This window comes from Maribacter sp. UBA3344, assembly GCF_002362375.1.
Lineage (GTDB): Bacteria > Bacteroidota > Bacteroidia > Flavobacteriales > Flavobacteriaceae > Maribacter > Maribacter dokdonensis.
In genome coordinates, this window is the sequence record NZ_DERI01000006.1 from 19,571 (window position 1) to 35,612 (window position 16,042).

Annotated in this window: 10 protein-coding genes; 8 read left to right on the forward strand and 2 right to left on the reverse strand. The window is 36.7% G+C overall.

Annotated elements, in window-relative coordinates; all coding sequences use genetic code 11:
• Positions 1–10 precede the first annotated feature (10 nt).
• From B2Z27_RS02930 to B2Z27_RS02945, 4 genes are read left to right on the forward strand one after another with little or no spacing between them, the layout of a single operon-like run.
• Complete coding sequence (locus tag B2Z27_RS02930; RefSeq protein WP_286812497.1) at positions 11–2,347, forward strand: HEAT repeat domain-containing protein; 2,337 nt, start codon at positions 11–13, stop codon at positions 2,345–2,347.
• Entirely contained in the window at positions 2,340–3,770 is a 1,431-nt protein-coding gene (locus B2Z27_RS02935) for a glycosyltransferase family 2 protein (RefSeq protein ID WP_058102674.1), read from the forward strand. Before B2Z27_RS02930 ends, B2Z27_RS02935 begins: the two co-directional genes overlap by 8 nt.
• A gap of 5 nt (positions 3,771–3,775) precedes the next feature.
• The gene (locus tag B2Z27_RS02940; protein WP_286812498.1) at positions 3,776–6,157 is read left to right on the forward strand and encodes a sulfatase-like hydrolase/transferase; all 2,382 of its coding nucleotides are present in this window, start codon (positions 3,776–3,778) and stop codon (positions 6,155–6,157) included.
• Between the two features lie 35 nt (positions 6,158–6,192).
• Entirely contained in the window at positions 6,193–7,464 is a 1,272-nt protein-coding gene (locus B2Z27_RS02945; RefSeq protein ID WP_210707016.1) for a YaiO family outer membrane beta-barrel protein, read from the forward strand.
• Here the strand turns inward: B2Z27_RS02945 and B2Z27_RS02950 are convergent.
• Together B2Z27_RS02950 and B2Z27_RS02955 are read right to left on the reverse strand one after the other, a co-directional pair.
• Positions 7,454–8,746: a hypothetical protein gene (locus B2Z27_RS02950; RefSeq protein WP_286812499.1), complete on the reverse strand. Its 1,293-nt coding sequence runs from the start codon at positions 8,744–8,746 to the stop codon at positions 7,454–7,456. The two genes, B2Z27_RS02945 and B2Z27_RS02950, sit on opposite strands and share 11 nt — an antisense overlap.
• Before the next feature lie 744 nt (positions 8,747–9,490).
• Complete coding sequence (locus tag B2Z27_RS02955; RefSeq protein ID WP_036154298.1) at positions 9,491–10,354, reverse strand: sigma-70 family RNA polymerase sigma factor; 864 nt, start codon at positions 10,352–10,354, stop codon at positions 9,491–9,493.
• A gap of 172 nt (positions 10,355–10,526) precedes the next feature.
• Here B2Z27_RS02955 and B2Z27_RS02960 point away from each other — a divergent pair, with 172 nt between their 5' ends.
• The 4 genes from B2Z27_RS02960 (at position 10,527) to B2Z27_RS02975 (ending at position 15,955) form a co-directional block, all read left to right on the forward strand.
• Positions 10,527–11,036: a DUF6155 family protein gene (locus B2Z27_RS02960; protein ID WP_071342168.1), complete on the forward strand. Its 510-nt coding sequence runs from the start codon at positions 10,527–10,529 to the stop codon at positions 11,034–11,036.
• Between the two features lie 3 nt (positions 11,037–11,039).
• Complete coding sequence (locus B2Z27_RS02965; RefSeq protein ID WP_286812500.1) at positions 11,040–11,969, forward strand: 2-hydroxyacid dehydrogenase; 930 nt, start codon at positions 11,040–11,042, stop codon at positions 11,967–11,969.
• 98 nt (positions 11,970–12,067) lie between these two features.
• A complete protein-coding gene (locus tag B2Z27_RS02970; RefSeq protein WP_058102680.1) occupies positions 12,068–13,579 on the forward strand; it encodes a DEAD/DEAH box helicase in 1,512 nt (503 codons plus the stop codon).
• Positions 13,580–13,744: 165 nt separating this feature from the next.
• A complete protein-coding gene (locus tag B2Z27_RS02975) occupies positions 13,745–15,955 on the forward strand; it encodes a hypothetical protein (protein WP_286812501.1) in 2,211 nt (736 codons plus the stop codon).
• Positions 15,956–16,042 lie beyond the last annotated feature (87 nt).

Consider the following 16,042-nt stretch of genomic DNA (forward strand, 5'->3'; position numbering starts at 1 on the left):
ATAATAACATTTGTTAATTCCCCCAAGACAAATAAAAATTTCGCTGATTACAGCCCCGGAATTCAATTTAGAATATCTCTGGTGGCTCACCATATTGTTTTTGGTGTTATCGGTAATTTACTTTGTTGGGGTATTTCTAATCAGAAATAACATTACTGCCAATAACAAGCGTACCAAAGAAAAGAAAGTAGAATTTTCCCCTATGATCAATGAATTTTTATTCTATGATGATTCTAATTCTAAAGAGGAAAAAATGAACTATCTAAATTTAAAAGTACAGATAAGGGAATTGATCAAGAATAAATTCGATAGACATGTATTGACCGAAGTTTTACTTGATTTGCGCAAAGACCTATCTGGACAATCACAAGATGTTCTAATCCATTTATACAAAGATTTAGGGCTGCATCATGATGCTTATGAAAAATTGGGCAGTAGCAAGTGGCAAGTGGTTTCAAGCGGAATTTTGGAACTGACGACCATGGAAGTGGATGAAGCCTATGGCTTGATCATTAAATTCATTAACCATAGACAAAGTACTGTACGTAAACAGGCAGAAATTGCCGTGGTCAACCTAAAAGAAGAAGGTATTAAATACTTTCTTGACAATACAAAATATAAAATTGCAGAATGGCAACAGTTAAAATTGTTAGATGTACTTAGGCACAAACCAAATTACACACCACCACAATTTGGGCTTTGGTTAACCTCTACCAATACACATGTAGTGTTGTTCTCTTTACGACTTATAAAATATTATAGTCAAAACGATGCTGAACAGTCAATCATAACACTGTTAAAACATAAAAAGAAAGAAATACAGGCAGAGGCAATAGAGTGCATAAAAGAGTTTCATTTTGTTAGCGCCTTACCCACATTAATTATGGTGTACCCTAAGGCAAGCCATGATATAAAAATTGCAATATTAGATGCCATAGGTGAATTGGGGTCTGCTTCAGAGGTGCCCTTTCTAGAAAAGTTAAAAGCTACAGAACGTCATTTCAATATTAAGGGCAAAGTTATCGGCACTTTGAACAAGATCAATCCTGAAAGTGTATTGCCTACAAAAAATATTTCTCAAGTAGATTTTTATGAGCCAGAGTTTGAAGCGGTAGAAGAAGTAATTAAAAATGAGATAGTTGAGTCATTTTTAGAGCCTTCTTCGTCCATGGAAACAGAAGAAGTTATTGAGAATACTGATTCAATTGAAGTTGAAATAGAAGGGGAAGAAGATTTACCGGTTATAGAAAATGAATTTATAGAGAATACAGCGGTAGAGGCATCTACAGATATTTCTACAGAACCTACAGCGACCGTTACCGATCAACCAATGTCAAAACCAGAAGTTGAGGAGCAAATAGGTGAATTGGATCTTTCTTTCTTACCTCATGTTATGGGTGAAGATGAAACTAATGTAGGTATTATAAATGATGATGTAACTGAATTGGATAATGAAGAGACGAAGGACACGGTTTTAGAGATTGAAAACGAAAAATTTACGTTTAATTTTTTACCGTTGGTGATAGATGATGTTGTTGCACAAGAAGATGTTGCCCTTGAGGATCCCGATGCTTTGGAACCTATGTTCGTTTTAGAAAACGAAGCGTTAAACCAAGTGGGTAAGGTCACTGAAACTTTAGACAGCGAAGAAGATTTCGATGAAGAATTGAGTATTGATTGGACATCGATCATATCGGAAAACGACAAAATCAACGTAGAAGACTCTGCAATTGAACCTATTTTAGAAATAAAGAACGGTACCGTTAATTTTTCGGCCAATTTTATGCCTGAGGAAGAATTGGAGACCATGGTGATTTTAGAAAATATTTCGGAACTCGGAGATTGCCGTGAACTAGGTTTATTGTATGATATCATTGAGGAAAATACTTCTGAATTGGTTATTGAAAGAGCTAATGAGCTTATTGAAAAATTCTCCTATCAATCCCCACGACCAAATGATCTGTTAAGCGAGGACAGTAATTTGGCTATGAGCGTGTTTACAGATATTTATCACCAAGCAGATCATGAAACCAAACTTATGTTGATTCATGAAATTAAAATTGTGGGCGATGAAAAAGAATTCCGATTACTGAAGAGTATTATAGACTCTACGTCTAACGATTTGTCCAAAGAGGCAAATGATGCATTGAATGCGATTAAAATCCGCTTAGCATTGTCCAAAGAAGAGCAGTTAGAAGGTGTAAAAAACTCCATTTTCGATGTTAATTTTGAATTGGAAATAACAGAGAAAGCAAAAAACAACGTAGCACAAAAAGAAAGCGGTTCTACCTTATTTGACCAATTATGTTCCATTTCCAACTCTTTATACAATAAGAAAAATGGATAGTGAATTATTTGGTGTTGTTTTGGAGTACATCAATTTTGTATTCTTTGTATTTACGTTAATACTCTTTATTCTATTTTCCTTAATGGCGTATTTCTCAACAAGAAATTCATTGCATTATAGAAATAAGAACAGCTTCACCGATATTTCAAAAATTATGGCATCTCCTTTGGCGCCAACAATTACCATTATAGCACCTGCTTATAATGAGGGTCTTACCATTGTAGAGAATATACGATCCTTGTTATCATTACAATATGTCAACTATGATGTAATGGTTGTTAATGATGGTAGTAAAGATGATACGTTACAGAAATTAATAGATTCTTACGACCTTGAAAAGATCGATGTAGAAATGGATCCCGACTGGAAATCAAAACCGGTTCGTGGAATATATAAATCTAAGAATAGGGCTTTTGAAAAGCTGACCGTTGTAGATAAAATGAACGGTGGCAAGTCTGATGCCCTTAATACCGGTGTAGCACTTTCTACGAGCAAATACGTAGGTTGTATAGACGTTGATTGCCTTTTACAGCCAGATGCCTTATTGCACGTGGTAAAATCATTCTTTCAACGTTCCAAGAAAAGGGTCATAGCTGTTGGTGGTGTTATACGTGTGGCAAATTCATGTATTATTCAAGGCGGGCAGTTAGAGGAAATTAGATTACCCAGCAATTGGCTGGCAAGATTCCAATTATTGGAATACACACGATCTTTTATTCTGGGAAGAATGGCCTGGGGTAGAATTGATAGTTTACTTATTATTTCTGGTGCATTTGGTTTTTTTGAACGTGAAATTGCTTTGGCTGTTGGCGGTTATGATACGGATACCGTTGGTGAGGATATGGAAATCGTCTTTAAAATGCGCCGTTACATGCATGATAGAAGGGAACCGTATACAATAGAGTATATTCCTGATCCTCTGTGCTGGACAGAAGTTCCAGAAGATCTCAACATTCTTGTGAACCAAAGAGATCGTTGGGCCAGGGGCAATTTAGAAACGTTGTTCAAGCATAAGGATATGCTGTTCAATTCAAAGTATGGTAGATTGGGATTGTTGAGCTATCCGTACTGGTTTTTTTATGAATGGCTTTCTCCATTATTGGAGTTTTTTGGTTTTTTCACCATTATCCTTTTTGCCTATTTAGGTATTTTAAATTGGGAATTCTTTTTCATGATTACGTTGGCCATTTTTCTGTTTTCGATCATGATTTCCTTTTACGCCATTCTTTGGGATGTGTATTCCTATAACCAATATAGAAAAACAAAAGATATTCTTATTCTCATGGGGCTGGCCATTTTAGAACCTTTCATTTTTCACCCAATTGTGGTATATGCTGCGGTCAGGGGCAATTATAAAAAATTATTTAAGATTAAATCTGGCTGGGGATCCCAAGTTAGAAAAGGTTTTGCAAAAGCAACATAATAGCAATGAACACAAGTAAATTAGATAGATATACCTTAAAGCAGTATACGCGGCTTATGATATCCTTTTTTGGATGTCTGCTGGTATTAACGCTTTTTCAATATGGTATGCTATACTATAAAGGTGTTATAGATGCTATTATTTCCATTAGTTTTCTTAAAGCTGTTGTACATCAAATTGGCTTTACCGCTTTAATGGGTATTGTTATGGTTTTTCCTTTTAATTTTTGGGAAAATCTACGCTCCAGATATGGGTTTAACCTGGTATTCGTTCTTTTGGGCTTAGTGCTGATATTTGAGGCAGTTCTTATTGCTTATTATTGTTCTACTTTGGTGCCTTTAGGGTCAGATTTACTAGGATATAGCTATGCAGATGTAAAGATAACCCTTGCCAATTCTGGCGGATTCATGATCTCGGTATACCTACTTTTTGCCGTTGCTTTTTTAATTGGTCTTTTTTGGGTTTTATATAAGGTTACTTCTAAATTTTATCATAGGATCAGTAGAATGTACCCTTTTACCATTGTGTTGTTCAGCTTGTTCATGGCTTCTTTGTTTACAGATGGAAAACCCATTAACCAGAACAAAGTTCAATATTTAGCGGTTAACATATACAATACCAGTACAGAAGATAACTCATATACCTCTAAAGAAGAATACCCATTGGTTCAAGGTCCGATCATTGAAAATGTTCTTGGTGATTACTTTGAATTAAAAGAAGAGAAACCAAATATCGTATTTATTATGGTAGAAGGTCTGGGTAGGGATTTCGTTGGGGAAGGTGCCGAGTTTGGCGGATTTACCCCATTTTTAGATTCATTGACCACCAAATCCTTGTACTGGGAAAATTTCTTGAGCAATACCGGGAGAACATTTGGGGTTTTACCTTCTTTATTGGGTTCGCTGCCTTTTGGTAAAAGCGGATTTATGGAGCTAGAAGAATATCCTAATAAACTTACGATGTTCAGTGTTCTAAAAAATAATGGCTACCATACTTCTTTTTATCAAGGTACCAATAGTTCTTTTGATAAGGTTGACCGATTTCTAAATAGCGAGAATGTTGATTTTATACTGGATAAATCAGGATTTGGAATTCAATACCAACAACAGGCCGAAGATGCCGCCGGTTCATCATGGGGATATCCGGATAAGGAATTGTTCAAAAAAAGTATCAGTTTAGAAAGAAACGAAGATCAACCAAGACTAGAAGTGTACATGACCATTAGTACGCATGAGCCATTTATACCGCCCAACCAAGATTTTTTTGAAACCAAAGTTGATCAGATTTTAAAGAATGGTGATTTTGGTTCCAGGGAGACAAAAATCATTGAAAAAAACAATAATGTTTTTGCCACACTGTTATATACAGACGATGCTATACAATGGTTTATGGAATCCTATAAATCTCAGCCAAACTATGAGAATACCATTTTTGTGATTACCGGTGACCATAGGCTTATACCTATTCCACAGAGAAACAGTATCAGTCGTTTTCATGTGCCATTGATCATGTATAGCCCAATGCTAAAAAAAACACGTAAAATGAGTTCTATCTCATCACATTTTGATGTCACTCCGTCTATTCTAGCCTTGTTGGATAATGCATACGAAATGAAAATGCCTAAGAAAGTAGCATGGATGGGTGGTGCGCTAGACATGGAAACAGCATTTAGGTCCACGAAGAACATACCTTTAATGCGTAACAAAAATGAGTTGAAAGAGTATATAAGTAAAGAGAAATTATATACCAACGGTGATATTATGGAGCTGGATGAAAATATGGATATCAGTTCTACCTTTGGCGGTAGTGGGGTAGAAAAATCATTGGAGCGCTTTAAGTCCGTGAACCATTATGTCACTACAGAAAATAAAATCATACCAGATAGTTTGACCATATTTTCTGTTCAAACGGAAAAATTTACACCGGCAGAAATTACGTGGATCAACAGTATTTATGATGGAAGCAATTTTGACCGTTCCTTTTTTAAGGCGCGAGATTTAGCTTTTAACAAAAAGTGGGATGATGCACTTTTATTATGCCGTTACATTCTGTCTGAATCTCCCAGCCATATAGACACTAAGATTTTATCGGGACGGTTACAAATTTGGAAAGGTAATTATGAGGAGTCGGTAAAGATTTTAAAGGAATGTATTGCCATGAACCCCAATTATATAGATTCCTACGCCGCTCTTTTTGATGTGTATTTCTGGTATGACAAACACGCGGAAGGTTTGGCCTTGGTAGATATCGTTCAAGAAAACAGTGCTAGTGCCAATGAAATTTCCAATAAAATAGCAAGGGCAAAAATAAGCGCAAGAAAGGCAGGAATTAAAAATTATGAAACTTCAAAAGATACTACCAATAGCACTTTGGCATCTATAGAATAATGAATAAGAGTTGGCTACATATTACATCTTTAATCATGCTATTGCTTGTTACTCAAGTAAAGGGGCAAGATACACCGTATAGTAACCCTTCTTTTGAAAGTGCTTATGCTTTGGCATATGAGGGAAAAACCAATACTGCCCACAATATATTGTATACTTTAATCAATGAACCGGAAACAGAGGAGGAAACTTCTATTCTATGGGCAAGAACCTTAAGTTGGCGAGGCGATTATGATGGTGCCAGGTCTGCGTTCAATACCATATTGTCTAAGAACAAGATTAACAGAGCAGCGTGGTTAGGGGCTATAAAGAACGAACTTTATGCCAAAAACTATCATACTGCACTTGGTCTTGCCAATAAGGCTTTACTGCATAAATCTAATGACCCTGAGCTGCAAAGATTACGAGCTATTGCCTTAGACGGTATAAATGGCATTGTTTATAGTGATAAAGCTTGGTATAATGTAGACAGCAAAATAGCAAGGAATTCATCAAAACCAAAAAAAGAAACTGCTAAGGTTGCCAAAAGGGATACCTTGCAAAATGTACATAAAACACCGGTTACCGAAGAACAGCTTAAAAACACGGTTTCGGTAAACAGTTCGGTTACTTTTTACGATAAGCGTTTTGATCCTATTACAACCTCTAGTATTTCTTACAACAGGCAAACACCTTACGGAGTGATCATTCCTAGAATAAACAACAGCAATAGGCTAGGTAAAAACGGAATTCAATTAGATGTAGACCTTTATCCAAAAATTACCAAGGGTGTTTATGCCTATTTAAATTATGGTTATTCGGAATCTGATTTGTATCCAAACCATAAAATGGGTGGGGATGTCTACTATAATCATAAAAGTGGTATTGAATTTTCTGCAGGTGGTAGATTCATAAATTTTGCGACCAAGGATGTAAAATCTATAACCAATTCATTGGGGTATTATACTGGTAACTACTATTTTTCATTGCGATCGTACATTACACCAGAAGCCGATAATTTAACCAATGTATCGGGTAATCTATTAATCCGAAAGTATCTAAAAGATGCAGAGAATTTTATGGGTATAAATGTAGGTGTAGGGTTTTCACCAGAGCTGCGTCAATTTACTTCTGGTGACCAATTACTGGCAGAAACATTGTTGTATATAGAATCTCAACGATTAAGTTTTGAGTATCAGTTTACAAGTAAGAATAATTTGAGCGCCTATAGAACCAATGTTGGGGTGTTGAGACAAGAACAATCTTTTGACCCCGGTAGTTATTTCTATTCCATTTCAGCGGGGCTCACCTATGAGTTCAATTTTTAGAACCCATATCGGTAATCCACTTATCGGCATACATGCCATATACCAAGCCCAGTTCATTATCATATACATATTGTTCATCTTTACCGCTGTCAAAATTTACGTTGAAGACAAACACTTTAATTCCTGCATCTCTTAACGCTAACATTAATTTCTTCTGACTGGAGATTATTCTACGTGATACCGCAGCGTATTTTACATCGTTCACCTTTAAGAAATTAATTTTGTCTCCCTTAATTGCCAATAAGGGTTCTTGGGAGATCATGGTATGTATACCGTTTTCAGATGCTTTTTCTACGGCCATAATACTGAACAATTCCATAATTAGTCGGTCCTTATCAATAAAAGCATTGGCAAAAGCTAGTGGGTCGTTTACTTTATCTGTTATTAAAGTAGCATCTGGGTGTTGCTTAAACCAAGTATTTATGCCTTCCATATCCAAGGTGGTATAATCCCCATAGATTTTCTGTTTCATAAATTGGGCATGGGTAGGGGGCAAGGTACCTGTATAATCCGTAAAACGTGCCCACATGTCCCAATCATGTGCCGCTACTAATTTGCCGTCAGAGGTTTCTATAATATCCAGCTCAAAAAACCTGAATCCTTTTTTATAGTTTTCGTCTAGGGCGTGTTTAGAATTGGTAGACTTTACACCATTGATTTCACCACCTGCGTGGGCAATGTAACGATCAATGTTGTCTTCAAATTCATAGACCTCTCTTGGAAAATATATGGTTGTGTCCAATATTGGTGAAGCAATACGTATTTGCTTGGTAATGGAATTATCATCTATTTGCTCAAAAATTTGCCCATCTATATGATGCATAATATATGCTTGCCTTCCTTTTAAAGTACTTAACTGGGGTAGCCCTAAATTGTTAAGTTCCTTCTGGTATCCTTCTAATTTTGCGGCTGCGGAATCATGTGCCAATATGGCTATGCTAGCTTTGGCATTCATCATTTCAGTAAGTACTTTAATAAAGTCTACTACATCTTGATCACTTCCGTAGGTGTCAAAAGACTTAAATTCTATTTTGTGATCGCCTTGCAAGTGCACTATGGTGAGCCCACGTTCAATGGTTTCGGTTTGTGAACCATAGGTGAAGGTACTACGTTGGTGTGTATTAAAACTGTGGCTGTTGAGTATAAGTTCTACATTGGTGAAATCATCTACGTTAGTAGTATGCTCTTTTACTGCATGTGCATTTACTTGGTAACCTATAAATAAAGTTACCAATATTATATATAGTATACTTTTTGTTTTACTGCCGGGGAAACACATCATTATATGTATTGTTTTATGTTACTAAAGGTAAAAGATTATACCATACTTAAAGGATTACTATAAAAACGCAAATATCACCTAGGTATTGTTATCTGTTATGTAACTGAAAATCAACATTTTGTATTAATAAAAATTAAAAGATTTCTTAACAATGGCTTAAAACATATATGAAAGTTAGTATTCCGGATGGGTATTAAAAAGCGTCAAATTTGAGGGAAATACCGATTAAGTACCTAAAAACAGGATGAACTACATTGGTCGCACCCCTAATAAAACACAGGGTTGAAGGGTGTTTTTATGTTTAACAACATATTTAGGTAGTTTTTACAACATATTTAAATTGGTTCACCACAATTTATTGTGACAATCTTAACATCATTATATATTTACTATCAAGATATGAAAACCCAAATTAAGATTAACTTTTAAACCTACAATATGCTTTACGACACCTACGGTGAAGAATACCTTATTTTTCTTCAAGATTTAAATGAGATTTTAAGTATCAACGAATTAGCTGAGTTGGATTACATGTAAAATCTACCAAACCAAAACACCAATAAAATTTAAACCTATGGCACATCAAAACCAAGATTTCTCGTCCTATCAAAATTTCATCCAGGATTTAAATAGTATTCTGGTAAATTTTAATATCAATAAATTATCCTATTCTTAGGATGATAAAAAAACAAAAAGAAAGCGCCCGTATAACACGGGCGCTTTCTTTTTAAAACAAAATTATATTTAGCCTAAATAGGTCTTAAGTAACTTGCTTCTAGAGGCATGTCTTAATTTACGAATTGCCTTTTCTCTAATTTGTCTAACACGTTCCCTGGTCAAATCAAAGGTTTGTCCGATCTCTGCCAAAGTCATGGACTGTTGATCACCAATACCGTAATAAAGCTTTACTACATCTGCTTCTCTTGGAGATAGGGTATCTAAAGCTCTATTGATTTCAGTGTTCAATGATTGCTGCAATAAGATGTTATCCGGTCTTGGAGATTCTCCTGAACGTAATACATCATACAGATTAGAATCTTCGCCTTCACGTAACGGAGCATCCATAGATACGTGTCTTCCAGAATTTTTCAATGATTGCTTTACTTCAGAAACGGTCATTTCCAATTCTTTGGCAATCTCTTCTGGAGACGGTGGGCGCTCATGTGCCTGCTCTAAATAAGAAAATGTCTTTTTTATCTTGTTAATTGAACCAATTTTGTTCAATGGTAAACGAACAACTCTAGATTGTTCTGCCAAAGCTTGCAATATGGATTGTCTGATCCACCAAACGGCATAGGATATAAACTTAAATCCTCTTGTTTCATCAAATCTTTTTGCTGCTTTAACTAAGCCTAAGTTACCTTCATTAATTAAATCCGGTAATTTTAGACCCTGATTTTGGTATTGTTTTGCTACGGAAACCACAAATCTTAAGTTGGCCGTGGTCAATTTTTCCAAAGCTGCTTGACTACCTTCTCGAATCTTCTGCGCTAGTTCTACCTCTTCATTCGCTGTAATCAAATCAATTTTACTGATATCTTGCAAGTATTTATCCAGTGATTTCGATTCACGATTCGTTACCTGCTTGATAATCTTTAGTTGCCTCATATGTGTGTATGGAATTTAGAAGTTGTACAAGTTTACAGTATAGCATTTTTTATCGTAATAACCTAATGAATAACATCATAGTTCTACACCATTTATTAGCTTTAACAAAGATTTAAGGATTTATGACGTTACATTGGTAAAGCGTATTTTTGATGTCTTACAGCACATATTTATGAGTAAAAGGGCATTAAAAACACACCTATCCAAATCACCGAAAAAAGCGCTGGAAGAGCAGATTTTGGAGTTGTACGAGAAATTTCCGGCGGTGAAGACTTACTATGACTTTGCCTTTAACCCTAAAGAGGATAAATTGGTGCAAGATGCCAAGGCAAAAATCTCAAACGAGTACTTCCCTTTAAAGAGAAAGCGCCCACGGGCAAGACGTTCGGTAGCCCAAAAATTCATCAAACATTTTATTAAGTTAGGGGTAGACTCTCACCTTATTGCTGATGTCATGTGCTATAATCTTGAAATTGCACAGACGTTTTCAATGGAGAAAAATGTGCCCGACTCCTTTTTCAAAAGCATGTTGAATTCATTTAATGAGGTAGTTCACTTTACAAGCGTTCAAGGGATATTTACAGATTTTAAAGAGCGTATTCTTAAAATTTATACGGAAACCCAAAACCAAAAATGGCCTTATGAAGAAGAATTTTCTAAAGCCTTGGATATAATTGATTAGCATATGGCAATAGTTATCATAAGACAAGACAATAAGATAGATCTATGGAAGAATGCACTGCTTAAAGAGAATAGCTCACTTAAAGTGTACAGCTATCTAGAAGAGCACCCAAAGGAAGATATTACCATGGCCTGTATTTGGAAACATCCAAAAGGTGCTCTGGCAGATTACCCAAACTTAAAATGTATTGCTTCTGCAGGGGCAGGGGTAGACTATATTTTTGAAGATGATACCAGACCTAAGAATATTCCCATTACACGTATTGTAGATCCTTATTTGGCCAGTGACATGTCTGAACATGTTCTGAGTGTACTATTGGCGCATCTTAAAAATTTGAACGCATATAAATTAGATCAGATAGACCATGTTTGGCAACCTAAGGATTACAAAAGAATTAAGGACGTTACCGTTGGCATTTTAGGTCTTGGCGAATTGGGCGCACTTACTGCCAAAGACCTCACTTCCGTTGGGTTTAAGGTACAAGGGTGGAGCAGAAGCAAAAAAGACATACAGGGCGTAAAAACTTATGCAGGTCCGGAAGAAAAGGATTCTTTTTTAAAGACTAGTGATATTTTAGTGTGCCTGCTACCGCTGACTCCTGCAACCGAAGGTATTTTAAATAAAGAATTGTTATCCAAACTTCCTCAAGATGCTTATGTTATTAACGTTGCCCGTGGGGGACACTTGGTAGATGAGGATCTTTTGGCACTTTTAGACGAGCAACATTTATCAGGGGCTTGTTTAGATGTGTACCATACTGAACCCTTACCTACAAACCATCCATTTTGGAGCCATAAAAAAATACACATGACCCCTCATTACGCCAGTGTATCGGACACCGGTTCGGTTATTCCACAAATTGTAGAAAACTACAAAAGGTTAGATTCCGGCGAAAAATTGCAGAATCTGGTGGATATGAACAAGGGATATTAATATTGTGTTTTAAAGTTTTTTATTTCCTATACCCATAAAATTCTTATAATTTTATAAGGTTTTTGCATTATTAATCTAAATAAACGCCTACAAACCTTTTGAAGTTACATAAAGAGACCGCTGAGAAGACCCTGTACGATTATCAAGAGGAAGATCTACATACTATTTTTAAGTATCTAGAAGAGAACGGTGATAATTCTAACCTGCTTTACCAACTGCCTACCGGTGGTGGAAAGACCGTGGTGTTTTCTGAAATAGCCAAGCGCTACATAGCCAAGACCAATAAGAAAGTCATTGTACTTACCCATCGTATAGAACTTAGTCAACAAACCTCTAGAATGTTGAAAGGGTTTGGGGTAAAGAACAAAATAATTAATAGCGAGGTCAAAGAGTGGCAGGATCAAGATGAGTTCATGTGTTTTGTTGCCATGGTAGAAACGCTGAACAATAGACTTCAGGAAGAGAAAGTAGAGATCAACAATATTGGTTTGGTCATTATTGATGAGGCGCATTACAATTCTTTCCGCAAACTCTTTAAGTACTTTGAGAACTCTGTTATACTTGGGGTAACGGCAACGCCTTTAAGCTCCAATATTAAGCTGCCCATGAAAGACAACTATAAAAAGTTGATTGTGGGCGAGTCTATAGAATCCTTGATTCAGAAAAAATTCTTGGCTAAGGCCAACATGTACAATTATGACGTTAGCCTACAGACCCTAAAATTGGGTATTAGTGGAGATTATACGGTAAAATCTTCCGATGAGCTTTACGGAAATCACAGCATGTTGAACAAGCTTGTTTCCGCTTACAATGAAATTGCAAAGGGCACCAAAACCTTAATTTTCAATAATGGTATAAATACCTCTAGGTACGTTTGTGAAACCTTTAAAAAAGCAGGGTATAACATTCGTCATTTAGATAATAAGAATAATGCTGCGGAGCGAAAAGAGATTCTAAAATGGTTTAAAGAAACCCCTGATGCCATTTTGACTTCAGTAAGTATTTTGACCACCGGTTTTGATGAACCTAGTGTGGAGACCATTATTTTAAATCGTGCTACACGTTCATTGACCCTTTATTTTCAAATGATCGGTCGTGGTTCTAGATATCTGCCAAACAAACAGGAATTCAATGTTATTGATATGGGTAACAATGTTGCCCGTTTTGGACTTTGGAACGCTGGTATAGATTGGCAGGAAATTTTTCATTTTCCAGATTTCTATTTGGAGAATATTAAAAATGATGAGGAAATTGAGCGCGAATTCGTTTATGAAATGCCGCCGGACCTAAGGGCGGAATTTGCAAAATCGACCGACATTGATTTTGACATTAAGGCGGAATACAAAAAGAGTTTTGCCAACGGTGAAAAATCCAAACTGGTGCTGGAAAAGAGTATTGAGCAACATGCCAAAATATGTGTAGAAAACTCAGAAGATGTTTTTGATGCCCGTATTCTTGCGAAAAAATTAAAGGAAGAAATTCAATATCGTGTGCGCCAATATTCGTATTGTATTATGAACAATACCAAAAATTACAAGGAGTGGTTAGAGGAAGATTATGAGCGTAAACTACGTTCTAAAATCTCTAAACTTTTTGCGGCTAAAATGTAGAGTCAAAACTAGGTTAGGCATTATGATTTAGAATAAGCGTAGTTGCCAATTCTGTATTTAGGTGTACCGTATTTTACGGGATGTTGAAAAATGTAGGGTTCATTACCTATTTACACAGAAGTTGGTTAATTTCAAGAGCTAGAACCACCAGAACGCTCTCAACTAATGAAAAATCGCTTATTTTCACTCACCTTACTTCTAACCATTTTATTTTACGGCATTGCAGGCTATCACTTTTTAACCGGTTGGCATCCTATTGTCATGATGTTCATTGCCATTATTTTGGGGCTCGTGATCAACATTTTGGTATATGGCATCTTAAATGTTCTAGGAAAAAGTTTAAAGCAAATTTCTCTTCACTCTATAACCGCTGTTCTTAGCGCAGTTATTGTTTTTACCATTTTAAAATGTATTGGGTTCGGTTGGCCTACCTTATTTTATACTTGCATCATAGTTATAGGCATACTTTTATGTGTTGCGCTATATCAATTTCAATTGAAAAGAAACCTTCTAAATGGCGCCTTTTTATTGATACTTTTAGGCGGCACCGGTTATGTATTGTTTGCCCTGGCAAATTCTGGGTCGGACCCTTATGAGAAAGAAGTGCCATTGGCTTTTGCACATGAAAATTCCTTTCCACCAGAACCGGTTCCCATACAGAACCCTGCTGCACCTGGTACGTTCACGGTAAAAACGTTTACCTATGGTAGCGGTACGGATGTACAACGAGAGGAATTTTCAACCGGCGTAAAGTTTAAGACGACTACTGTTGATGGTTCCCTGTTAATTCCCGATTGGAAGGATAAAAAGAAAAAATGGCGCGAGCGGTATTGGGGTTTTGGTGCTGAGAATTTTCCATTGAACGGTAGGGTGTATATGCCAGAAGGTGATGGACCTTTCCCCATTACCCTAATTGTGCACGGCAATCATAGTATGATAGATTACTCTGATGATGGTTATGGTTATTTGGGGAATTTATTGGCTAGTAGGGGAATTATAGCGGTATCCGTAGATGAGAACTTTTTAAACGGTCATTGGTCCGGCGATTTTAGGGGAAAAGAAATGCCTGCGCGCGCATGGTTGTTATTAAAGCACTTGGAACAATGGAGAACTTGGAACAATCAAGAGGGTCATGAGCTGGCACATAAAGTTGATTTGGACAATATTCTGCTCGTTGGGCATTCCCGTGGCGGAGAGGCGGTTTCCATTGCTGCAGCGTATAATCCGTTACCCTATTTTCCTGATCAGGCATTGGAAAAATTCAATTTCAATTTCGGAATTAAAGGGGTAGTGGCACTTGCCCCAACGGATTATAGATATGACCGTAAGATCATACTGAACAATATAAATTTCTTAAGTATACAGGGCTCTTATGATGCGGATGAAGTGAGCTTTTGGGGTATGAGACCTTACCGTCGGTTACAGTACACAGATTCTATTTCCAGGTTTAAGGCAGGTGTCTACATTCACCATGCCAATCACGGTCAATTTAATTCCACTTGGGGTAATTCGGATTTTGGAGCACCTTCTAAATGGTTGTTGAATTTAAATCCGCTTTTAAAGGAGGTACAACAACAAGAAGCCGCCAAGGTATTTATCAGCTCCTTTGCAGAGGCTACGTTGAAGAATAGTAAAGAATACCACGCCATATTCAAAAATGTTTCCGTTGCCAAACAATGGCTTCCGGTAGAGCATTATCTTACTTCATTTGAATCTTCTAATTTTCATACTATTGCTGATTTTGAAGCCGATATTGATATAACTACGGCAAAGGATAGCACAAAAATACTAGCCACGAATATGGCACTTTGGAAAGAACAAAACCTACCTACACGTGATGAGGGTAGCCAAGAGAACAATGCCGTTATTTTAGGATGGGATTATGAAAATGCCACTAATTATTCCGATAAAGCAAGGTATGAAATCTTGCTTTCCGAAGCCGATTCCATCCCTTTTAACGATACCACAAGTCTGCAGTTTACCCTAGGTGCGGGCAATCACGAATGGCTGGATTTCAATTTGACCGATGAGCAGAAAGAAGCAAAAGAAGATGCCGAAGAACGTGAAGTGCCGCAGTTGGATTTCACCATACAGCTAACCGATAAAGCGGGACAAACAAGCATGGTAAAAGTGAGCGATATCAAAGGCATAACCAAACCTTTAAAAACCCGCTTTACCAAATTCGGATTCTTGGATAAGGAAATGATCGGTGAAGATTGGGAAGTTCAATTACAGACCTTTCATATTCCCTTGGAAGCTTTTTCAACAGCAAATTCAGTACTTAAGGTAGATGAGATCACTGCGATCACCTTTACTTTTGACCAAACGGATTATGGGGTAGTGGTACTAGATGAAATAGGGGTTTCGGGGGATTAGTTGTTAGTTGTTGGTTGTTGGTTGTTGGTTGTTGGTTGTTGGTTGTTGGTTGTTGGTTGTTGGTTGTTGGTTGTTGGTTGTTGGTTG

What these genes read in the sequence shown, in the direction of transcription:
- B2Z27_RS02935 (WP_058102674.1), top strand. Translation starts at nt 2,340, where the DNA reads ATGGATAGTGAATTATTTGGTGTTGTTTTGGAGTACATCAATTTTGTA.
- B2Z27_RS02940 (WP_286812498.1), top strand. Translation starts at nt 3,776, where the DNA reads ATGAACACAAGTAAATTAGATAGATATACCTTAAAGCAGTATACGCGG.
- B2Z27_RS02945 (WP_210707016.1), top strand. Translation starts at nt 6,193, where the DNA reads ATGCTATTGCTTGTTACTCAAGTAAAGGGGCAAGATACACCGTATAGT.
- B2Z27_RS02950 (WP_286812499.1), bottom strand. Translation starts at nt 8,746, where the DNA reads ATGATGTGTTTCCCCGGCAGTAAAACAAAAAGTATACTATATATAATA.
- B2Z27_RS02955 (WP_036154298.1), bottom strand. Translation starts at nt 10,354, where the DNA reads ATGAGGCAACTAAAGATTATCAAGCAGGTAACGAATCGTGAATCGAAA.
- B2Z27_RS02960 (WP_071342168.1), top strand. Translation starts at nt 10,527, where the DNA reads ATGAGTAAAAGGGCATTAAAAACACACCTATCCAAATCACCGAAAAAA.
- B2Z27_RS02965 (WP_286812500.1), top strand. Translation starts at nt 11,040, where the DNA reads ATGGCAATAGTTATCATAAGACAAGACAATAAGATAGATCTATGGAAG.
- B2Z27_RS02975 (WP_286812501.1), top strand. Translation starts at nt 13,745, where the DNA reads ATGAAAAATCGCTTATTTTCACTCACCTTACTTCTAACCATTTTATTT.